This window comes from Serratia oryzae (assembly GCF_001976145.1).
In the GTDB taxonomy this organism is placed as follows: Bacteria; Pseudomonadota; Gammaproteobacteria; order Enterobacterales; family Enterobacteriaceae; genus Chania; species Chania oryzae.
In genome coordinates, this window is record NZ_MOXD01000003.1 from 474,309 (window position 1) to 493,848 (window position 19,540).

Sequence of the window (19,540 nt, forward strand, 5' to 3'; positions counted from 1 at the left end):
GTTATTGGATCCCGCCCCACCGCATGTGATCCAAACGGACCCGGCAGCAACGCCGGGCTCGGAACCACAATGGGGTACGGGACGGGAATCAACCGCCGTAAACGTCAAAATCGAAGTATTTTTTCGCGAACTTATCGTAAGTACCGTCTTTGCGCATCTCAGCAAACGCTTTATCCAGCGCGGCTTTCAGCTCGGTTTCATCCTTGCGTAACCCCATACCGGTACCCACGCCGAAGAATTTATCATCCTTCACCGATTCGCCGGCGAAAGCGTAATTCTTGCCTGGAGGCTGTTTCAGGAACCCATCACTGCCCGCCACTTCATCCTGGAATGCCGCATCAATACGCCCAGATGCCAGATCGGCATACACCAGATCCTGGTTCTGGTAAGGCACCACCGTGACCCCTTTCGGCTGCCACATGGCATTGGCATAGGCTTCCTGCGTCGTTCCCTGCAGCACGCCGACGCTCTTGCCTTTCAGCGATTCAACATTTGGCAACAGCGTTGAGCCTTTCGGCGCAATCAGGCGGGAGTTGGCAGCAAACAGTTTGTCGGTAAACGCAATTTCCTGCTGACGTTTTTCGGTAATTGACAGTGAAGAGATGATAGCGTCAATTTTCTTCGCTTTCAGAGAGGGGATCAGCGCATCAAAATCGCTTTCCACAAAGGTACATTGGGTATTTATACGTTTGCATAACTCTTTAGCCAGATCGATATCAAACCCTACCAGTTCCCCTTGAGCATTTTTGGACTCAAAGGGCGCATAGGTTGGATCTGTACCCACTTTCAGCGTTGATGGTATCGCAGCAACTGCACTGCCGATTGCGCTTAAAGCCAAAACTAAAGGGAGAACCAAAACCCGCTTTTTCATAAATTACCCTCAAATTGATTTTTTGATGCCGCTACAGGCTTTATTTCCACCCAAACCAATTTGCAGTAATCGTGCCACATTTGTTGTTACCTGGCGGAGGGAACGGCTCCGGCCGGTACAAAACTGTTTCCTGGGACGATAACCGCAAATAGTGATCGGCAGCGTTGGCCGCCGAGGTGGGTAACCCGCATACAACCTAACCCTGAAACAGTAAGCGTGGTGAAGCAGGATCATTATGGTGCATAGTGCGCACTAAATCAGTGCTGTGTTGCACAAATGTATTAAATCAGGGATAACTTTGTTAATTTGCGCCCTGCCAACGCGTGAATAAATCCTGCGGCAGCTCGATGTCAAACTGATCGATCACCCGGTTAACCGTCTGATCGATAATATCTTCAACGCTCTCTGGGCGATGGTAGAAAGCCGGTACGGGTGGCATGATCACCGCGCCCATTTCCGCCGCCTGCGTCATCAGGCGCAAATGCCCAAGATGCAGCGGCGTTTCGCGCACGCACAGCACCAAAGGCCGACGTTCTTTCAGCACCACATCCGCAGCACGCGTCAGCAAACCATCGCTGTAGCTATTGACAATACCGGATAGGGTTTTGATTGAGCAAGGTAAAATGACCATTCCCAGCGTTTTGAATGAGCCGGACGAGATAGTGGCAGCAATATCGCGCACGTCATGCACCACAGTGGCCAATGCCTGGACATCGCGCAGGTTCAGCGAGGTTTCCAGTGCCAATGTCTGCCGCGCGGCATGGCTCATTACCAGATGGGTTTCCACACCTTCAACGCCACGTAATACCTGCAACAGACGTACGCCGTAGATTGCGCCGCTGGCGCCGGAAATACCGATAATGAGTTTTTTCATGAATGGGGCCTCAGCCTAGAATATCTGGTTAGGATAGTCGAATCTTGGCAGACTTTGCAGCAACCTTCGTTGCTTACCCTATCAGAGGAGAGAGAAGATGCACCGCCGTGGGCAGCACGGTGCATCGTTTTGGCGCGAAACCAGGCTGTATGCCTAGCCTTCGTTGTGCATTTCCAGGTTTTCCGCTTCCGTTTGCCCGCGCAACGCTTTGGCATCGTCATTACGCAGCGCTTCCAGATATTCCAGATAGCTCTGGTCAACATCTTTGGTCACGTAAATGCCGTTAAACACCGAGCATTCAAACTGGGTAATGTCTGGATTCTCTTCGCGTACCGCTTCGATCAGGTCGTCCAGATTCTGGAAGATCAAACCATCGGCACCGATGAGTTGGCGGATTTCATCCACCTCACGCCCGTGGGCGATCAGTTCGGTGGCACTCGGCATATCAATACCGTAAACGTTCGGGAAACGGATTTCCGGCGCGGCAGAAGCCAGATAAACGCGTTTAGCCCCGGCATCACGTGCCATTTCCACAATCTGCTCAGAAGTGGTGCCACGAACGATCGAGTCATCCACCAACAGCACGTTCTTGTCGCGGAACTCGGCACGATTGGCATTCAGCTTACGGCGCACCGACTGGCGGCGAGCCTGCTGGCCGGGCATGATAAAAGTGCGGCCGACATAGCGGTTTTTCACAAAGCCCTGACGATAGGGTTTATCCAGGATACGCGCGATTTCCAGCGCGATATCACAAGAGGTTTCCGGGATCGGGATCACCACATCGATATCCAGATCTTCCCACTCGCGAGCAATCTTTTCGCCCAGTTTCTGCCCCATACGCACACGGGCGCTGTAGACAGAAATCTTGTCCATAAAGGAATCTGGGCGGGCAAAATAGACATATTCGAACAGGCATGGGTTGGTTTTGGGGTTCTCTGCACACTGGCGAGTGAACAGTTGGCCTTTTTCAGTGATGTAGACCGCTTCACCCGGTGCCACGTCCCGCAAGAATTCAAAGCCCAGCGTATCCAGCGCGACGCTCTCGGATGCCACCATGTACTCACAACGGCCATCTTCCAGCGCGCGCTTGCCGATCACCAAGGGGCGAATGCCGTTAGGATCGCGGAACGCGACCAGTCCATGACCGATAATCATCGCCACACAGGCATAGGCACCGCGCAGTTGCTGATGCATTGCCGCTACCGCGGTGAAAATATTATCGGACTCCAGAGGATAGTGCTGGAAACGGTCAAGCTCGGTGGCCAGCACGTTCAGCAGGATCTCGGAATCGGACGTGGTGTTGACATGACGGCGGCCACTTTCAAACAACTTCTGGCGCAGTTCATGGGCGTTGGTCAGGTTACCGTTGTGAGCCAGCGTAATGCCGAACGGCGAATTGACATAGAAAGGCTGCGCCTCTGAAGCACTGGAGCTGCCTGCAGTGGGGTAACGCACGTGGCCGATCCCCATATTGCCCTGCAAACGTTGCATATGCCGTGCTTCAAACACATCCTTCACCAGACCGTTTGCTTTACGCAGACGGAACCCGTTATGGGCATCAATGGTGACGATGCCTGCGGCATCTTGTCCACGGTGCTGAAGCACCGTCAACGCATCATAAATCGACTGGTTTACCGGCATAAAACCGGCGATACCGACAATACCGCACATGTTGTTTTTTCCTCTAAGCCGCTACTGCCCCGGTAAATGGGACGGTAAGAAACTCGACGTGCTCTGCAGGTAGTCAAAAAACCACCTGATGATATAGCTGAACTGGGGAATAAGCTGTGACTGTTTCCAATCCGCACTTTGTGACAGGGTGGTAAAGGTATCCAGGAAAAACAGTATCGCTGCCACAATCAACACGCCGCGCAATGCGCCGAAACACACGCCCAACACCCGATCGGTGCCCGATAACCCCGTTTTCTCTACCAGTGAACCAATCACATAGTTAACGATAGCGCCTACAATCAGCGTCGCGATAAACAAAATGGCAATCGCAATGCCGTTCCTTACCAGTTCATCTTCAAAACGAGTGAAATAGGCTGCAAGGTAGGGGTAGAAATGGCTGGCAACAAAGAACGCACACCCCCATGTCACCAGTGACAAGGCTTCACGTACAAAACCTCGGATCAGGCTCACCAGAGCCGAAAATCCAATCAACGCTAAAATGACGTAATCAATCCAGACCATGACCATTCCAATAATGAATCGCCCCTTGCACTCCCTCTATTCTCAAGCTGTATCAGCGTTGACTGCCTTGATACCACTCGAATCTTATCGGGTATGACCAATTCGCGGCGAATTCTAACAGAAAAAGAAAACGTTTGCGTAGGGGATTTCCCACCACGTAACAAATAAAAAACGGCGATAAAAAATTTCTTAATCGCCGCGCCCACATAGGTGGTTTCGCCCGTGAAAGGCGCACTTTCATTGATGTTTCTACCGCCCCTCCCCCGGAGAGGAGGGTACGGGAGCCTGTCAGCGTGCACTATAGGCTTTCACCTGCCCGCTCAGGCCACTGATGCTATTCAATGCAGGCAGTGACGCTTGCAGCTTCTGCTTCGACGCATCCGGCCCGACGAAGATCCGCGTAATCTCGCCCTGCACCGGCGTTGAAGGCACGGTATAGGCACGGTAGCCAGACAAACGCAGCGAGGCGACGATCTCGTTAACCTTGGCGGCATTTTTCAGCGCCCCCAGTTGCACCACATAAGCCTGCCCTACCGGCGCTTTTTCTTCAGCCGCAGGTTTTGGTTCTGGCTTCGGTTCGGGTTTAGGCTCCGGCTTCACTTCTGGCTTAGGTTCCACCTTCGGCGGCACAATCGGTTTTGGCTTCACCTCCACCGGTTTCGGCTTGGGTTGTGTCTCCGGCTTGGTTTCGATTTGCAGTGGCGTTACCAAGGCTGGCTGCTGTTGTTCCTGCTGCTGCCCACGTTGATTATTTGCCGCCTGCTGGGCTGCCGCTTCGGATGCCGCCTGCTGTTCAACCAGGGCACCCGCCCCTTCCGGCGGCTGTGCAGGCAACGGCTGATTCACCGGTGGTATCACGTCGCTTTCATGCACATCACCCGGTTTCGGCACCAGAGGAATGGCTGCGAACTCGTCCTCATAATGTCTCTTCTTTCCGTCCAGCAACCCCGGCAGGATAATGACCCCCAGAGCAACCAGAATCACGGTGCCAACCAGTCGGTTCTGAAATTTACTTGCCACTCACGCTCCCCGCCTCTCGTCTAACGCCGCCATCACGTGTGCAACGGTGTGGAACGAACCGCAGACGATCACAATGTCCTGAAGATCTGCATCCTGCATTGCCTGACGCCAGGCAGTTTGGACATCGCTAAACTGCCGCGGTTCCGTTAAATGCTGCGCCAGCAGCGCAACGCTGGCACCGCGCGGGCCCTCCAAGGGGGCGCAGTACCAGATATCCACCTGCCCATTAAGGTAAGCCAACGTACCGGCAATGTCTTTATCCGACAGCATGCCCACCACGGCACGCACCTTGCCGCCATTGCGCGGCAACTTCGCCAGTTGCCCGGCCAGATAGGCCGCCGCATGCGGGTTATGCGCCACGTCCAGGATCAGCAACGGTTCCCGCTGCACAATCTGGAAGCGCCCTGGCAGAGTTGCCTGCTGTAATCCGGCAAAAATCGCTTTCTCATCGATCTCAAGCGCAGAATAGTGCAGTGCTGCCAGCGCGGTTGCCGCATTGGCCAGCGGCACGTTTGGCAGCGGCAGATTGGTCAGCCTGGTGCCATCCCCCTCCCATTGCCAGCGTTCACCCTGCTCGCTGAAGTTCCAGGCATCGCCACGGCGGTACAGCGGAGCGGCCAGATTCTCTGCCACTTGCTGAATGCTGAGCGGCATATCCGGCTCGCCGACGATCGCCGGTTTGCCGCTGCGGAAAATTCCCGCTTTCTCACGGCCAATGCTCTCGCGATCGTTACCCAGCCAATCGGTGTGATCCAGGGCGATACTGGTTACCACCGCCACGCTCGGGTCGACGATATTGGTCGCGTCCAAGCGCCCGCCCAGCCCGACTTCCAGGATCACCACGTCAAGCTTAGCCTGTTTGAACAGTTGCAACGCCGACAGCGTACCGAATTCGAAATAGGTCAGAGAGGTTGCACCACGCCCGGCTTCAATGGCCGCAAACGAGCGGCTATGTTCCGCTTCGCTCAGTTCCTCCCCCTGAACGCGTACCCGCTCGGTATAACGCACCAGGTGCGGTGAACTGTAGACACCAACACGTAACCCGGCGGCCAGCAGGATAGCCTCCAGCGTACGGCAGGTGGTGCCTTTGCCGTTGGTACCGGCAACGGTAAATACCGTGGGAGCAGGTGTGAGCAAGTTAAGGTGTGCCGCAACGCGCTGCACGCGCTCCAGGCCAAGTTCGATCGCCTGGCTGTGCAAGCGTTCCAGATAATAAAGCCACGAGCTCAATGGCGACGTGGCTTGGGGAATTGGGTGGTTTTGCATGGGTTCCATCGCTTCATATACCCGTAAGGCGACGCTTTGCGTTTTCAATCACGCTAGCCACAAAATGGCGATTGAAATACCGCACCGGTCAATGACCGGTGCGGCCGCTCTTCTGCGGATCAGGCATCAGCCTGATTTTCTTGTGCAGCAACCGGTGCCGCGTCGTCAAACTGCGGCTGCGGTTGGTTGGTCAGTTTGGAAAGAATGCTCGCCAAAGTCTGACGCATCACCGGGCGGCGCACGATCATGTCAATCGCGCCCTTTTCGATCAGAAACTCGCTGCGCTGGAAGCCCGGCGGCAGTTTTTCGCGTACGGTCTGTTCGATAACCCGTGGGCCGGCAAAGCCAATCAGCGCTTTTGGCTCGGCAATATTGATATCACCCAGCATCGCCAGGCTGGCGGAAACACCGCCCATGGTCGGATCGGTCAGCACAGAGATATACGGCAGACCGCGCTCCTGCAGTTTGGCGAGTGCAGCACTGGTTTTCGCCATCTGCATCAGCGACATCAGCGCTTCCTGCATGCGCGCGCCGCCGCTGGCAGAGAAGCAGACCAGCGGGCAGTTATCTTCCAGCGCCTGTTCTACCGCACGCACAAAGCGCGCGCCGACGACGGAAGACATGGAACCACCAATAAAGGCAAATTCGAAGGAAGCGGCTACCACCGGCATACCGTATAGCGTGCCTTTCATCACCACCAACGCGTCTTTCTCACCTGTCGCTTTCTGTGCAGCCACCAGGCGGTCTTTATACTTTTTGGAATCCTTGAACTTCAGAACGTCTTTCGGCTCCAGTTCGCTGCCCAACTCCACCTCGCTGCCTTCATCCAGCAGGGTGTGCAAACGCATACGCGCTGACATACGCATGTGGTGATCGCACTTCGGGCACACTTCAAGATTGCGCTCCAGCTCGGCACGATAGAGAACCTGGCCGCAGCTATCGCACTTGGTCCAAACCCCTTCGGGAATGCTCACCTTGCGGGTTTGTGTAATATTGCTCTTGTTAAGAATTCGTTCAATCCAGCTCATCGATGACCTTTCTGTTTGAACCTGGCAGACGCCAGTCCGCTGTTCATGCTGTAACAATCCCCCCGAAAACAGACCCAGTGAAAAAGCGCCAGAAATCAGCACGATAGGCGTGCTGCCGAGGCACTGGTTTCAAGGTTGTTCGCAGGAACAGACCATAAATGTCGCTCATTAAACCATATCGGCCCGGTCCTGTGGATAAAAAACTGGTCGAACCGATAGGTTAAGCGCTGTTTTTACTGTTTTTGCTGGCGGGCAGCCGCGCGTTTGTGGCGCCAGATTTCAATAATGCCCGGCAGAATTGAAACAAAGATGATCCCAACGATCAACAATTTCAAATTTTCCTGCACGATCGGCAGGTCGCCAAAAAGGTAACCAGCATAAGTGAACAGCAGCACCCAAAGTAGCGCACCAATCACGTTATACGCAGCAAAATGACGATAGGACATGTGCCCCATCCCGGCAACAAACGGGGCGAATGTCCGCACGATCGGCACAAATCGTGCCAGGATAATGGTTTTTCCACCGTGCCTTTCATAAAATTGATGCGTTTTATCCAGATAGCTGCGGCGGAAAATTTTTGAATCCGGGTTGCTGAACAGCTTCTCGCCAAACAACCGGCCAATCGTATAGTTGACGGCATCGCCGATCACCGCGGCGATCACCATCAATGCCACCATGGTGTGTACGTTGAGATCGTTAGACGGCAGCGCAGCCAGCGCACCGGCAACAAACAGCAGAGAATCTCCCGGCAGGAACGGCGTCACCACCAGTCCGGTTTCACAGAACAGGATCAGGAACAGAATGGCGTACACCCACATACCATATTGCGCCACCAGTTCGGCCAGATGCACGTCAATATGCAGAATGAAATCAATGATAAACTTAATGATATCCATAAACTCTCTCGTCTAACCGAGTGTCTCTCCCACCCGGTATTTACACCAGTGAACAACGCATTAACCTGCCGTCAGGCTGCTTAATCGTCAGCTAAAAACAGCGGCCCCATCGGTGGCCGCGGTAAAGCAAACTGCTCGGGATAATCGACGGCGACCAGATACAGCCCCTCTGCCCGCGCCGTAGCGGCCGCCAGGTTGCGATCTTTCAGCGCCAACAGTTCGGCCATCCAGTTCTCACTCTGATTCCCGCAGCCAATCTCCATCAGGCTACCCACAATGTTACGCACCATATGGTGTACAAAGGCATTGGCCTTGATATCCACCACAATATATTCGCCGTAACGCGTCACTTTAACCTGCTTGACGTTACGCCACGGGGTACGCGACTGGCACTGCACGGCGCGAAACGAGGTAAAATCGTTCTCTCCTAGCAGCGCCTGCGCCGCACGATGCATGCGATCGGCATCCAGCGGATGGTAAAAATGGGTGACCCCTTGCTGCAGCACCGCCGGGCGATAACGATGATTAAAGATGATGTAACGATAGCGGCGGGCGGTGGCGCTGAAACGGGCATGGAAATCACTGCTGACCTCCTTGACCCAGCGCACGGCGATATCCGGCGGCAGATGGCTATTGACGCCCATCGTCCAGGCCGCCTCCTTGCGGAGCGCCGCGGTCTCAAAATGCACCACCTGGCCGGTGGCATGCACCCCAGCGTCGGTTCGCCCGGCGCAGAATACGCCGATCGGCGCATCCGCAACCTTGCTCAGCGCCTTTTCCAGGCAGGCCTGCACGCTTGCCACTTCCTGCTGACGCTGCCAGCCGTAATATCGGCTGCCATCATACTCAATCCCCAGCGCAATCTTCAGCAACGGCGGGGTTGGCAACTCCACTTCAGACATCAGTACATCTGCTCCTGCAACAGGCGCTCAGCGGTTTCGATCGCCATCAGCGCGCCGCCAAAGCGCACGTTGTCGGCCACCGACCAGAACTGCAGCATTTCAGGAATACCGTAATCATTACGCAGGCAGCCGATGCACAGCACATCGCTGCCGGAAGCTTCCGTCACCTGGGTCGGATAATCGTCTTCTTCACTCAGTTGAATATCTTCGGCCTGCTCCAACTCGCTGCGTGCTTCTTCTGCGGCGATCGGGCGTAACGCTTCCAGATGCACCACCTGCGCATGGCCGTAAAATACCGGTGACTGGACGCAGCTTACCGAGATAGGCAGCCCTTCGTCCTGTAATACTTTACGCACCTGATCGACGATCAGGCGCTCTTCACGCACGCTGCCCTGCTCATCCGCCATCAACGGCAGAATGTTGAAGGCCAATTGCTTGGCAAACACGCCCGGTTCGGCAGGAATGCCATTCAGCAGACGCGCACTCTGGCCCGCCAGATCGTCCACCGCCACTTTGCCACGTGCCGAAACCGACATCAGCGTAGTGACGTGCAAACGCGAAAGCCCCGCCTGCTCGGTGAGAGGTTTAATCGCCGTCAGCAGTTGGCTCACCATGCTATCGGCCACCGCCACGATATTGCGGTTACGGTAATCTGCCAGCACCTGCGGGTTAACGCCTGGCACCACCAGCGGCACATCCGGCTCCAGAGCAAACAGGCCGCTGGTGTCAATCACCAGGCAGCCCATGTTGCCGGCCTCATCCGCATAGCGGGCGGCCGCTTGCGTCCCGGCGACAAAAAATGCCAACTGCGCCTGCGACCAGTCAAATTCTTCGGCATTTTGCACCAGCAGGGACTTGCCGTTGAAACGCACTGTGGCACCGGCGCTGCGTTCACTGGCTAAAGGATAGAGTTCACCCACCGGGAACTGACGTTCCTGCAACAATTCCAGCAACGCTTCACCTACTGCGCCCGTCGCGCCGAGCAGAGCGATATTCCAGCCGTCAGACATTGGGTTATCTCCAGAGTATTCATTTGCAAGCGGGCGGTAAAACCACCGCCCGAGTATAAAAAGTTGGTTTAAAGCTCATCCTTTCCCCCTCTCTTTTGGGGAAAGGATTAGGGGGCACTCACTAGACGACAGCCCCTCACCCCGGCCCTCTTCCACAGGGATAGGGGGCGATCCCTTACACCTTTACTGCATAACTATGCATTATTGCACGCCAAAGCCCAGCTTATGCAGCAGTTCCGCGCTGGCGCTATCATCACACAGCACCCGCAGCGAAGACCATTCGCGGCGCTCCTGATAATGCTTACGCAAGCGATCAAACTCGCCCGGCAACCCGGCCACGTTACGCAGCGGCGCATCATCGCGGCGCACATCATACACCAAGTGCATCAATCGTTTTAACTTGCCTTCATCCAGCGGCCCGTTGAGGCGAACCTCGCTGAATTCCGGCACTGGCAGCAGTGAAGCCAGTGCGATCTGCTGCGGCTGCCCCAGATGCTGGGCGAAGGCTTCAAATACCTGAGTGGTGCCGCGCGCTTTGCCCTCCAGCGTATAACCGGCAATATGGGCGGTGCCAATGTCCACCCAATCCAGCAGCGGCAAGGAAAGCTCCGGCTCCGGTTCCCACACGTCCAGCACCGTGCTGAGCCGTTTACCTTGCTCAAGCACCTTGAGCAAGGCGGCGTTGTGCACCACCGCACCACGGCAGGCGTTGATCAGGATACGGTCATCCGGTAACGCGTCGAGCAGATCGGCGTTAGCCAAGTGCAGGGATTTATACGGGCCGGACTTGTTCAGCGGGGTGTGGAAAGTCAGCACATCCGCTTCAGCCACCAGCTTTTCCAATGGCCAGAACTCACCGGCATCACCGCGATCGGCACGCGGCGGATCGCACAACAAGGTACGCACCCCCAACGCTTTCAGGCGCGCATCCAAGCGGGAACCCACATTGCCCACACCGACGATACCGACGGTTTTATCGCGCAGGTGGAAACCATCACGCTCGGCCAGCAGCATCAGGGCAGAAAACACATATTCCACCACCGCAATGGCGTTGCAGCCGGGCGCAGCCGAAAAGCCGATACCGGCCTGTTGCAGCCAAGCTTCATCAACGTGATCGGTACCCGCAGTGGCGGTGCCGACAAAGCCAATACCGGTGCCTGCCAGCAGATCCTGGTTCACTTTCGTCACCGAGCGCACCATCAGCGCGTCGGCATCGGCCAGCGCCTCGCGTGGGATCGGGCGGCCAGGCACCGCCAGCGTTTCACCCAAGCGGCCGAACAGCTCCACCGCATAGGGCATATTTTCATCAACTAAAATCTTCACGTTATTCTCCGACGGGATTGGCGCTCAAGCGGCAAAATAGTGTGCCACCGAATGGTACAGAACCCCAAACGTTGTTATACGCGACGGAAACGTTCCGGGGTGGTGCCAGCCACCTGCTGGAACATGACGATAAACGCGGAAGCCGAGCTGTAGCCAACATCCAGCGCCACCTCCTGCACGGTTTTGCCCTGTTCGAGCAGCGAAAGTGCGTGCAAAAAACGCAGGCGCTGGCGCCATTCGCTGAACGACATCCCCAATTCCTGCTGACAACGGCGCGAAAGGGTTCTTTCCGTGGTATATACCCGCCCGGCCCACACCGCCAGCGAGGTATTGTCTGCCGGGCTGCGCTCCAGCGCCTGCAGTACCGGAGCCAGGAATTTATCCTGCGAAGTCGGCAGATAGGTTTGCTGGACCGGCGAAATACGCAGTTGATCGATCAGCACCTGGCACAGGCGCAGGTCTTCTTCAGTTTGCGGCTCCAACATCCGGCGCGCCAGGCAGTCTTCAACGATGGCGCTGAACACCGGCGACACATTGAGCAAGCACGCCTGCTCCGGCAAACCCACGCACAGCGATTTGGCAATATTGATGGTGCGAAACAGCGCAGGCTTGCGGTTGTAGCTGGAATGCTCCATGCCGATTGGCAGCCAGACCGCAAACTCCGGCGGTGCCAGAAAGCGCTGCCCGGCAATATTCAACGCTATCACGCCGGTCTTAACGCATACCACCTGTCCCCAGTCGTGGCTATGTGGCAGATATTCGGTATCAGCATTGGTTTCTTCGCAGTGAAAAAACAAGGTGCGTGGTGCGGCCACCTCGGCGGAGGGAGAATGACGGGTTTCAGCCATAGTGAAGTTGTCTTGATTTCGCGAAAGAGTGTCTGGTTATCACTATATATAATAAACCGGACACAGGTAGACTAGCCAGTAGCTTATCAGTTGTTGAGAATAATTATCATGAATATGCTTTTCCCCTTCCTGGCCGTGCTGATTTGGTCGATCAACGCCATCGTCAGCAAAGTTTCCGCCACCGCCATCGATCCGGCAGCGATCTCTTTCTACCGCTGGCTGTTGGCCCTGATAGTGTTAACCCCATTCGCACTACCGGGCGTGATCCGCAATTGGCCAACCGTGCGCGCCAATCTCTGGAAACTGCTGATTCTTGGCCTGCTGGGGATGGTGCTGTACCAAAGCCTGGCGTATTACGCCGCGCACAGCGTTAGCGCACTGTTTATGGGTATTCTTAACTCGCTGATCCCGCTGTTGACCGTATTAATCAGCATTGTTGTGCTGCGTGTCGCCCCTACCGTCGGCATCGCGCTGGGCGCTATTCTGTCGCTTGGCGGCCTGGTGTGGCTGGTGAGCGCCGGTCAGCCGGGGCAATTACTGGAGCATGGCATTGGCAAAGGTGAACTGATGATGCTTGCCGCTGCGGCATCTTATGCGCTCTACAGCGTGCTGACCAAGCGTTGGGCGATCGCCTTGCCAAACTGGCAGTCTTTGTACATGCAGATCCTGTTTGGCGTGCTGTTGCTGCTGCCTAACTTCCTGCTGACGCCGGACGTTCAGCTCAACAGCCAGAACATCCCACTGGTGTTGTTCGCCGGTATTCCCGCTTCAATTTTTGCGCCGTTCCTGTGGATCCAAGGGGTCATGCGCCTGGGGGCTAATACCGCTTCGATCTTTATGAATCTGGCCCCGGTATTTACCGCCATTATCGCCGTGCTGTTCCTGCATGAACATTTACAGAGCTATCACCTGATTGGCGGCGGCGTCACCCTACTGGGCGTGCTCCTGTCGCAGCGCTTGCGCATCCCGCTGGGGCGAAAGAAAGCGGCTGAAATCACGCCTGTTACCTGTAAAGAGTGATGCTCAGCCAACATTAAGGCAGCAATGTAAAACGCACCCGCACCAACAGGCCGCCTAGCTGGGGAGAGGCCAACAGCTCCGGGCGGGTACGATGGTAATGGGTGATATCTTTGACCAACGCCAGCCCTAATCCTGCTCCTGGTTGGGCACCCACGTTGTCCAGCCGATGGAACGGCTGCAGCGCCACTTGCGTCTGTTCCGCGGCAATCCCCGGCCCGCTGTCTTCAATCTCCAGGATCCCTTGCTGCTCTTCAATCAGCAGACGCGCGGTGACAATCCCCTGAGGGGGCGTGTATTTCAGCGCGTTGTCGAGCAGGTTGGCGCACAGCTCGGTGAGCAGCAGGGCCTCCCCGGCTATCCGGCACTGCTCAACGCCTTCATAGCCGAGATCGATCTGCTTGCTGCGCGCCTGGGGTAAGCGAGAGAAACAGGCATCACGCAGTAGCTGGGCCAGATCGACCGGCTGCAGTTGGCGATCGGCATCGCGCTCATGCGCTTTCAGGCGCGAGAGATGAAGTAAGCGATCGGTCAGCGCTATGGTGCTGTCGAGGGTGTGACTCATCCCCTCCAGGCTTTCCCGCCACTGTTCGGGCCGATCGCTTGCCAGGGCGACGCTCACTTGGGTTTTCAGCACCGTCAATGGCGTTCTGAGCTGATGAGAAGCATCGGCACTGAAGCGCTCCTGGCGCGCCACCATCACCCGCAACCGTTCGATGTAACGGTTGAACGCCAGCAGCAACGGCTGCATTTCAGACCACGGCAACACCATCGGCAGAGGGGTCAGTTCACCTGGGTCGCGCCGCAGCATCATGCCGGAAAGCTTGCGCATCGGCTTCAGCACCTTTTTCAGCAGCACATAGGCCAGGATCAGCGTCAGAACCACCACCGTGCCCTGGCTCAGCAACGCCGCCAGCAGCATCTGCCGCGCCAGATAGCGCCGGGACTCCAGCGTTTCTGCCACCACGATGGTCGCCATGCCCATCACACCGGATTCATTCACCGGCTGGAACAGCGCGGCAACCCGAATCGGGCGGCCACGGTATTGCGCATCGTAGAAATGCACCAACGCCGGATACAGGTTGGAGCGTGGAATATACTCAGGCATTTTGGGTAAGTCGTGGTACCCCGAGATACTCTGCCCTTCCGGTGAGATCACCTGATAGTAAAGCTGATCGTTCATGTTGCGCTCAAAGCTGTCGAGCACCACGTAAGGCACGTCCACTTCCAACCGCTGATTGCGCACCACCAGCCGTTCCGCCACCGTACGCGCCGAGGCCAGCAGCGTGCGATCGTAAGCCAGCGTGGCGGCGCTCATCGCGCTGAAATAGTGGGTGTAGATCGAGATCCCCCCTAGCATCAGCAGCGGCAAACCAAAGAACAACAGCAACTGATTGAACAGCGAACGCGGCGCTTTAAGCCATTTCATCGCACAGCTCCAGGCTGTAACCCAAGCCGCGCAGCGTCACAATCATTACGTTACTGCCCTGCAGTTTTTTGCGTACCCGGTGCACGTACAGCTCGATGCTTTCCGGGTTGGCTTCATCCGTCAGGGTAAATATCTGCTCAAACAGTTGCTGCTTGGCCACCGGGCGGCCACGGCGATGCATCAAGGCGGTCAGCACCGCCAGTTCGCGCGGCGTCAGGGCTAATGGCTTTTCCTCCAGCAGAAAATAGCCTTCATCGTGGTAGGTCAGCGCACCGTATTTCAGCGCCCGCTGCATGCCACCCACGCTGCGGCGCAACAGCGCCCGGATGCGCGCCTCCAGCTCATTCAGTTCAAAGGGTTTGGTGAGGTAATCGTCAGCCCCCAAGTTCAACCCTTTCACCCGATCGGCCACGTCTGCCCGCGCCGTGAGTAACAGCACCGGTAACTCCTGCCCGCGTTTACGCAACCGTGCCAGCAGATCCAGGCCATTCAGCCGCGGTAACGCTACATCCAACACCACCAGTGCGTAGCTCTCGTTCAATAACAAGTGGTCGGCAATCACCCCATCTGCGGCGACATCCACCGCAAACCCGAGCCCGGTCAGGGCCTTTTGTAGCCAATGAGATAACTCGGGGTGATCTTCTACTAACAAGAGACGCATATCACATCCTGTAAACTTTGCTGCTCGATGAAAGGTAAATGAAAGGTTGTTGTTTTAACAATTCAGCAACCCCGTGTCAGCGGGGATTCTCACAATCTGAAACAAAACCAATGGGGAAAACCATGAAAACAATAATTACCCGTACGCTTACCGCCACTGCGCTGCTGTTTGCTGCTAACCAGGCCTTCGCCATTGACGCCCCCAGCCGCACAGAGTGTATCGCCCCGGCCAAGCCCGGCGGCGGTTTCGATCTTACCTGTAAACTGATTCAGGTTTCGTTGCAAGAAACCAAAGCGATCGATAAACCAATGCGCGTCACCTACATGCCTGGCGGCGTTGGTGCCGTTGCCTATAACGCCATCGTCGCCCAGCGCCCGGCAGAGTTCGGCACCGTGGTGGCCTTCTCTGGCGGTTCGCTGCTGAACCTGTCGCAAGGCAAATTTGGCCGTTACGGCGTAGATGACGTGAAGTGGCTGGCAGCCGTGGGCACCGATTACGGCATGATCGCGGTGCGCGCCGACTCACCTTACAAAACGCTGAAAGACCTGATGGATGCCTTCAAGAAAGACCCGAACAGCGTGGTATTTGGTGCCGGGGCTTCCATCGGCAGCCAGGACTGGATGAAAACCGCGCTGCTGGCGCGCGAAGTGGGCATCGATCCGCACAAGATGCGTTACGTAGCGTTTGAAGGCGGCGGCGAACCGGTCACTGCGCTGTTAGGCAATCACATTCAGGCGGTATCTGGCGATCTGAGCGAGATGGTGCCTCACCTGCAGGGCGACAAAATCCGCGTGCTGGCAGTGTACGCCGAAGAACGCCTGCCGGGTGAACTGGCCAGCGTGCCTACCGCTAAAGAGCAAGGCTTTAATCTGGTCTGGCCGATCATCCGTGGTTTCTACGTTGGCCCGAAAGTCAGCGAAGAAGAGTACCAGTGGTGGATCGACACCTTCAAGAAAACCATGGCAACCGACGAATTCAAGAAACAACGCGATCTGCGCGGTCTGTTTGAGTTCAACATGACCGGTCAGGAACTGGATGCCTACGTGAAAAATCAGGTGAACCAGTACCGTGAACAGGCAAAAGCGTTCGGTCTGGCTAAATAACCTCGGGGCACCCTATGAGCGATCGTATTTTTGCCTGCATCTGGCTGCTGCTGTGCTTCGGCGGCCTGTTCATCGGCTGGGGCATTCAAAGCGAATACAGCTATGAACCCTTGGGGCCGCGCCCTTTCCCACTGGCGATTCTGGGGCTGATGGCGCTGTGTGCTGCGCTGTTGCTGTTGCGCCGGCCGCAGGTCATCGAATGGCCGCATAAGCAAGTGCTGCAACGCCTGCTGGTGCTAGTCATTACCCTGGTGCTGTACGCCTGGGGGTTTGAATGGCTCGGCTTCCCGCTGGCCACCGCGCTGCTGACCTTCAGTATTGGCCTGCTGTTTCAGGCCACGGTCAGGGCCGCGTTGATCTCTGGCGCGGTCATGGGCGTGTCGCTGTTTTTTGCCTTTGATTACTTACTCGATGTCACGCTGCCACTCGGCGCCTGGCTGAGCTAACGGAGACGATAATGGAAACCTGGATGTATTTATCACAAGGGTTCGAAGTGGCGCTGCTGCCACAGAACCTGGTTATCGCTCTGATCGGCTGTTTTGTCGGCACCATCGTTGGTTTGCTGCCCGGCCTGGGGCCGATCAACGGCGTGGCGATCCTGCTGCCGCTGGCGTTCGCGCTGAAATTGCCCGCAGAATCGGCGTTGATCCTGCTGGCTACGGTATACATAGGCTGTGAGTACGGCGGGCGTATCTCGTCGATTCTGCTCAACGTGCCGGGGGATGCCGCGGCGATCATGACCGCCTTGGACGGCTACCCGATGGCGCAGCAAGGGCGTGCAGGTGTAGCGCTGTCGATCTCGGCGGTCAGCTCTTTTGTCGGTTCACTGATTGCCATTATGGGGATCATCCTGTTCGCCCCGATGCTGGCGCGCTGGTCGCTGGCCTTTGGCCCGGCGGAATACTTCGCGCTGATGGTGTTTGCTATCGCCTGCCTTGGCAGCATGATGAGCGAAAACCCGTTGAAGTCGCTGCTGGCAGCGCTGATCGGCCTGGGGCTGGCGACAGTGGGAGTGGATGCCAATACCGGCGTTTACCGCTTCACTTTCGACAGCGTACACCTCTCCGATGGCATTCAATTTATCGTGGTAGTGATTGGCCTGTTCTCCGTCAGTGAGATCCTGCTGATGCTGGAAAGCACCAGCACCGGCCAGAAACTGATCCGCAAAACCGGTCGCTTGCTGTTCAACCGCAAAGAGGCCGCCGAGTGCGTTAGCCCCACTCTGCGCTCTTCATTTATCGGCTTTTTCGTCGGCATCCTGCCAGGCGCAGGGGCAACCATCGCCAGCGCGCTGACCTATATGACCGAGAAGCGAATCAGCGGCAACAGCGAGTCCTTTGGTAAAGGGGACATTCGCGGCGTAGCCGCGCCAGAAGCCGCTAACAACGCGTCAGCCTGTGGTTCGTTTATCCCGATGCTGACGCTGGGGGTGCCGGGCTCCGGCACCACGGCGGTGATGATGGGGGCATTGACGCTGTATAACATCACCCCAGGCCCGGCCATGTTCACCGAGCAACCGGATATCGTTTGGGGGCTGATCGCCGCACTGCTGATTGCCAACGTGATGTTGCTGATCATGAACATCCCGCTGATCGGCCTGTTCACGCGCATGCTGACCGTGCCGTTATGGTTCCTGGTGCCAGCCATCGCCGCTATCTCGGCGGTGGGGGTTTATGCCGTACACAGCACCACTTTCGATCTGCTGTTGATGGTCGGGCTCGGGGTATTTGGCTATCTGCTGCGGAAAATGCACTTCCCGATGTCGCCGCTGATCCTCGGTTTTGTACTGGGGGAAATGCTGGAACAGAACCTGCGCCGCGCGCTGTCGATCAGCAACGGTGAGTTTGGCATCCTGTGGAGCAGCACGATCGCACAATGCCTGCTGGTGCTGGCGGTTGCCGTGCTGGTCCTGCCACCGGTGCTGCGCAAATTGCGCAAGCGCCGCAGCATTACCGTCGAGGCCGCCAAGGTAGAGTAATCACCCAAGGGGCCACAATCGGCCCCTTTTTTATCCTTCCCGCTTTCTCAGCATCAATACCCCACCCATCACCAGCGCACTGCCGAGCAGCTGTAGCTGGTTCATATTTTCGCCCAGCAGGAAATAGGCGATCACCGCGGTGAACACCAGCTCCAGCGACAGGATCAGGTTCGCCACCGCCAATGGCAGCGTTTTCAGGCTGATATTGTACAGACCGAACCCCAACAGCGTCGGCCCGGCGGCCAAGGTGAGCAACAACAGCCAACCGCTCCACTGAATACCTTGCGCCCCCTGCGACAAAAACCACAGATCGCCAGTCATGCCCTGAAACGCCGCCAGCGGGAAAAACGTCAGCAGGGTATTAAACAGCCACTGATAAACCGCAGAAAAACCAAACACATACAAAATGGTGTTCCACACCGGGTAACGCCGTTCGCTAGCGATGCGCCCGCCGAGGGTATACAGGGTATAACCAATGCCGGATAACATCCCGACCACCAGCCCAAGCAGATCGAAGCGCGTGTTGCCCATGCTGTCGCCGTTACTTACCAGAAAACACCCGCCCAGGCTGATCACGATCACCAGCAACTCACGCGGGCTAAGACGCTCGCGGTATATCATCCAACCAAGAAACAGGGTAAAACCCACCGAGCAATACGTCAGGATAGTGGCTACCGAAGCGCCGTTCAGGGCCACCGACAGCGTCCATAGGCCGTTGAACAGCGCCAGCAGCAGGCCGTAACCGGCGTAGAACAGCACCTGTTCGCGGCGCAGGCGCGCCCATTCCGGCCTGAACAGCAACAGCAGCGGCAACAGTACCAAAGCCACCAGCGCGGCGCGCCAAAAGGCCAGCACAAAGGTCGGCAGGTGAAAATACTGCGTCAGCGCACGGATAATGATCGCGGTAAACGCCAACAACATGGCGCTGATAATGGCAATCACATAGCCTTGGCTGCGGCCAGCTAAAATACGCCCACTGGCAAGCGGCGGCGCGGCGGAAATCCCCGTTGGTGATGACATAACACCCTCACATCTTCGTCAGCTAACTCTTCTGGCTGGGATTCTAACGCGGCCATATTTTGCCACCATAGCCACTTTACCCCGATGTTATGCAGGCCACT

Annotated in this window: 19 protein-coding genes; 4 read left to right on the forward strand and 15 right to left on the reverse strand. The window is 56.6% G+C overall.

All coding sequences use genetic code 11. From position 1 onward, the window contains the following. Positions 1-88: 88 nt before the first annotated feature. The 12 genes from hisJ to BMI79_RS08185 form a co-directional block, all read right to left on the reverse strand. On the reverse strand, positions 89-871 hold the full coding sequence (gene hisJ, locus BMI79_RS08125; RefSeq protein WP_076941625.1) for a histidine ABC transporter substrate-binding protein HisJ: 783 nt from the start codon (positions 869-871) through the stop codon (positions 89-91). A gap of 301 nt (positions 872-1,172) precedes the next feature. Further along, the gene (locus BMI79_RS08130) at positions 1,173-1,745 is read right to left on the reverse strand and encodes a UbiX family flavin prenyltransferase (RefSeq protein ID WP_076941626.1); all 573 of its coding nucleotides are present in this window, start codon (positions 1,743-1,745) and stop codon (positions 1,173-1,175) included. A 153-nt stretch (positions 1,746-1,898) separates the two neighbouring features. Further along, entirely contained in the window at positions 1,899-3,416 is a 1,518-nt protein-coding gene (gene purF, locus BMI79_RS08135; RefSeq protein WP_076941627.1) for an amidophosphoribosyltransferase, read from the reverse strand. Between the two features lie 21 nt (positions 3,417-3,437). Next, a complete protein-coding gene (gene cvpA, locus BMI79_RS08140) occupies positions 3,438-3,938 on the reverse strand; it encodes a colicin V production protein (protein WP_037402622.1) in 501 nt (166 codons plus the stop codon). Positions 3,939-4,226: 288 nt separating this feature from the next. Further along, positions 4,227-4,958, reverse strand: coding sequence for a cell division protein DedD (dedD, locus tag BMI79_RS08145; protein WP_076941628.1), 732 nt, complete (start codon positions 4,956-4,958; stop codon positions 4,227-4,229). After that, positions 4,959-6,224 (reverse strand): bifunctional tetrahydrofolate synthase/dihydrofolate synthase, encoded by a 1,266-nt coding sequence (gene folC, locus BMI79_RS08150; protein ID WP_076941629.1) that lies wholly within the window; start codon positions 6,222-6,224, stop codon positions 4,959-4,961. Positions 6,225-6,343: 119 nt separating this feature from the next. Further along, entirely contained in the window at positions 6,344-7,252 is a 909-nt protein-coding gene (gene accD, locus BMI79_RS08155) for an acetyl-CoA carboxylase, carboxyltransferase subunit beta (protein ID WP_076941630.1), read from the reverse strand. Positions 7,253-7,485: 233 nt separating this feature from the next. Next, a complete protein-coding gene (locus BMI79_RS08165; RefSeq protein ID WP_076941631.1) occupies positions 7,486-8,148 on the reverse strand; it encodes a DedA family protein in 663 nt (220 codons plus the stop codon). An 80-nt stretch (positions 8,149-8,228) separates the two neighbouring features. Then, positions 8,229-9,050 (reverse strand): tRNA pseudouridine(38-40) synthase TruA, encoded by an 822-nt coding sequence (truA, locus tag BMI79_RS08170; protein WP_076941632.1) that lies wholly within the window; start codon positions 9,048-9,050, stop codon positions 8,229-8,231. After that, a complete protein-coding gene (locus tag BMI79_RS08175; RefSeq protein WP_076941633.1) occupies positions 9,050-10,060 on the reverse strand; it encodes an aspartate-semialdehyde dehydrogenase in 1,011 nt (336 codons plus the stop codon). Before BMI79_RS08175 ends, truA begins: the two co-directional genes overlap by 1 nt. 201 nt (positions 10,061-10,261) lie before the next feature. Beyond that, the gene (locus tag BMI79_RS08180; RefSeq protein WP_076941634.1) at positions 10,262-11,383 is read right to left on the reverse strand and encodes a DUF3410 domain-containing protein; all 1,122 of its coding nucleotides are present in this window, start codon (positions 11,381-11,383) and stop codon (positions 10,262-10,264) included. A 74-nt stretch (positions 11,384-11,457) separates the two neighbouring features. After that, entirely contained in the window at positions 11,458-12,231 is a 774-nt protein-coding gene (locus tag BMI79_RS08185; protein ID WP_076941635.1) for an AraC family transcriptional regulator, read from the reverse strand. Between the two features lie 108 nt (positions 12,232-12,339). Here BMI79_RS08185 and BMI79_RS08190 point away from each other — a divergent pair, with 108 nt between their 5' ends. Further along, positions 12,340-13,251, forward strand: coding sequence for a DMT family transporter (locus tag BMI79_RS08190; RefSeq protein ID WP_076941636.1), 912 nt, complete (start codon positions 12,340-12,342; stop codon positions 13,249-13,251). A 13-nt stretch (positions 13,252-13,264) separates the two neighbouring features. Here BMI79_RS08190 and BMI79_RS08195 read toward each other — a convergent pair whose 3' ends face one another. Both BMI79_RS08195 and tctD read right to left on the reverse strand, forming a co-directional pair. After that, the gene (locus BMI79_RS08195) at positions 13,265-14,677 is read right to left on the reverse strand and encodes a sensor histidine kinase (RefSeq protein ID WP_076941637.1); all 1,413 of its coding nucleotides are present in this window, start codon (positions 14,675-14,677) and stop codon (positions 13,265-13,267) included. Beyond that, the gene (gene tctD / locus BMI79_RS08200; protein WP_076941638.1) at positions 14,664-15,338 is read right to left on the reverse strand and encodes a transcriptional regulator TctD; all 675 of its coding nucleotides are present in this window, start codon (positions 15,336-15,338) and stop codon (positions 14,664-14,666) included. Before tctD ends, BMI79_RS08195 begins: the two co-directional genes overlap by 14 nt. Before the next feature lie 122 nt (positions 15,339-15,460). Between tctD and BMI79_RS08205 the strand changes: the two genes are divergently transcribed. Genes BMI79_RS08205 through BMI79_RS08215 form a run of 3 tightly spaced genes read left to right on the forward strand, consistent with a single transcriptional unit; the run spans position 15,461 to position 18,419 of the window. Further along, positions 15,461-16,441, forward strand: coding sequence for a Bug family tripartite tricarboxylate transporter substrate binding protein (locus tag BMI79_RS08205; RefSeq protein WP_076941639.1), 981 nt, complete (start codon positions 15,461-15,463; stop codon positions 16,439-16,441). A gap of 14 nt (positions 16,442-16,455) precedes the next feature. Then, a complete protein-coding gene (locus tag BMI79_RS08210; RefSeq protein WP_076941640.1) occupies positions 16,456-16,887 on the forward strand; it encodes a tripartite tricarboxylate transporter TctB family protein in 432 nt (143 codons plus the stop codon). An 11-nt stretch (positions 16,888-16,898) separates the two neighbouring features. Next, the gene (locus BMI79_RS08215; RefSeq protein ID WP_076941641.1) at positions 16,899-18,419 is read left to right on the forward strand and encodes a tripartite tricarboxylate transporter permease; all 1,521 of its coding nucleotides are present in this window, start codon (positions 16,899-16,901) and stop codon (positions 18,417-18,419) included. Positions 18,420-18,449: 30 nt separating this feature from the next. On the opposite strand, the gene BMI79_RS08220 is transcribed toward BMI79_RS08215, so the two are convergent. After that, the gene (locus BMI79_RS08220) at positions 18,450-19,439 is read right to left on the reverse strand and encodes a DMT family transporter (RefSeq protein ID WP_076941642.1); all 990 of its coding nucleotides are present in this window, start codon (positions 19,437-19,439) and stop codon (positions 18,450-18,452) included. Positions 19,440-19,540: the final 101 nt, after the last annotated feature.

Excerpts from the sequence above, each read along its gene's own strand:
- folC (WP_076941629.1), bottom strand. The coding sequence starts at position 6,224 with ATGCAAAACCACCCAATTCCCCAAGCCACGTCGCCATTGAGCTCGTGG.
- BMI79_RS08165 (WP_076941631.1), bottom strand. The coding sequence starts at position 8,148 with ATGGATATCATTAAGTTTATCATTGATTTCATTCTGCATATTGACGTG.
- BMI79_RS08220 (WP_076941642.1), bottom strand. The coding sequence starts at position 19,439 with ATGTCATCACCAACGGGGATTTCCGCCGCGCCGCCGCTTGCCAGTGGG.
- accD (WP_076941630.1), bottom strand. The coding sequence starts at position 7,252 with ATGAGCTGGATTGAACGAATTCTTAACAAGAGCAATATTACACAAACC.
- BMI79_RS08205 (WP_076941639.1), top strand. The coding sequence starts at position 15,461 with ATGAAAACAATAATTACCCGTACGCTTACCGCCACTGCGCTGCTGTTT.
- BMI79_RS08195 (WP_076941637.1), bottom strand. The coding sequence starts at position 14,677 with ATGAAATGGCTTAAAGCGCCGCGTTCGCTGTTCAATCAGTTGCTGTTG.
- purF (WP_076941627.1), bottom strand. The coding sequence starts at position 3,416 with ATGTGCGGTATTGTCGGTATCGCCGGTTTTATGCCGGTAAACCAGTCG.
- BMI79_RS08215 (WP_076941641.1), top strand. The coding sequence starts at position 16,899 with ATGGAAACCTGGATGTATTTATCACAAGGGTTCGAAGTGGCGCTGCTG.
- truA (WP_076941632.1), bottom strand. The coding sequence starts at position 9,050 with ATGTCTGAAGTGGAGTTGCCAACCCCGCCGTTGCTGAAGATTGCGCTG.
- tctD (WP_076941638.1), bottom strand. The coding sequence starts at position 15,338 with ATGCGTCTCTTGTTAGTAGAAGATCACCCCGAGTTATCTCATTGGCTA.
- cvpA (WP_037402622.1), bottom strand. The coding sequence starts at position 3,938 with ATGGTCTGGATTGATTACGTCATTTTAGCGTTGATTGGATTTTCGGCT.
- BMI79_RS08210 (WP_076941640.1), top strand. The coding sequence starts at position 16,456 with ATGAGCGATCGTATTTTTGCCTGCATCTGGCTGCTGCTGTGCTTCGGC.
- BMI79_RS08130 (WP_076941626.1), bottom strand. The coding sequence starts at position 1,745 with ATGAAAAAACTCATTATCGGTATTTCCGGCGCCAGCGGCGCAATCTAC.
- BMI79_RS08185 (WP_076941635.1), bottom strand. The coding sequence starts at position 12,231 with ATGGCTGAAACCCGTCATTCTCCCTCCGCCGAGGTGGCCGCACCACGC.
- BMI79_RS08190 (WP_076941636.1), top strand. The coding sequence starts at position 12,340 with ATGAATATGCTTTTCCCCTTCCTGGCCGTGCTGATTTGGTCGATCAAC.
- BMI79_RS08175 (WP_076941633.1), bottom strand. The coding sequence starts at position 10,060 with ATGTCTGACGGCTGGAATATCGCTCTGCTCGGCGCGACGGGCGCAGTA.
- hisJ (WP_076941625.1), bottom strand. The coding sequence starts at position 871 with ATGAAAAAGCGGGTTTTGGTTCTCCCTTTAGTTTTGGCTTTAAGCGCA.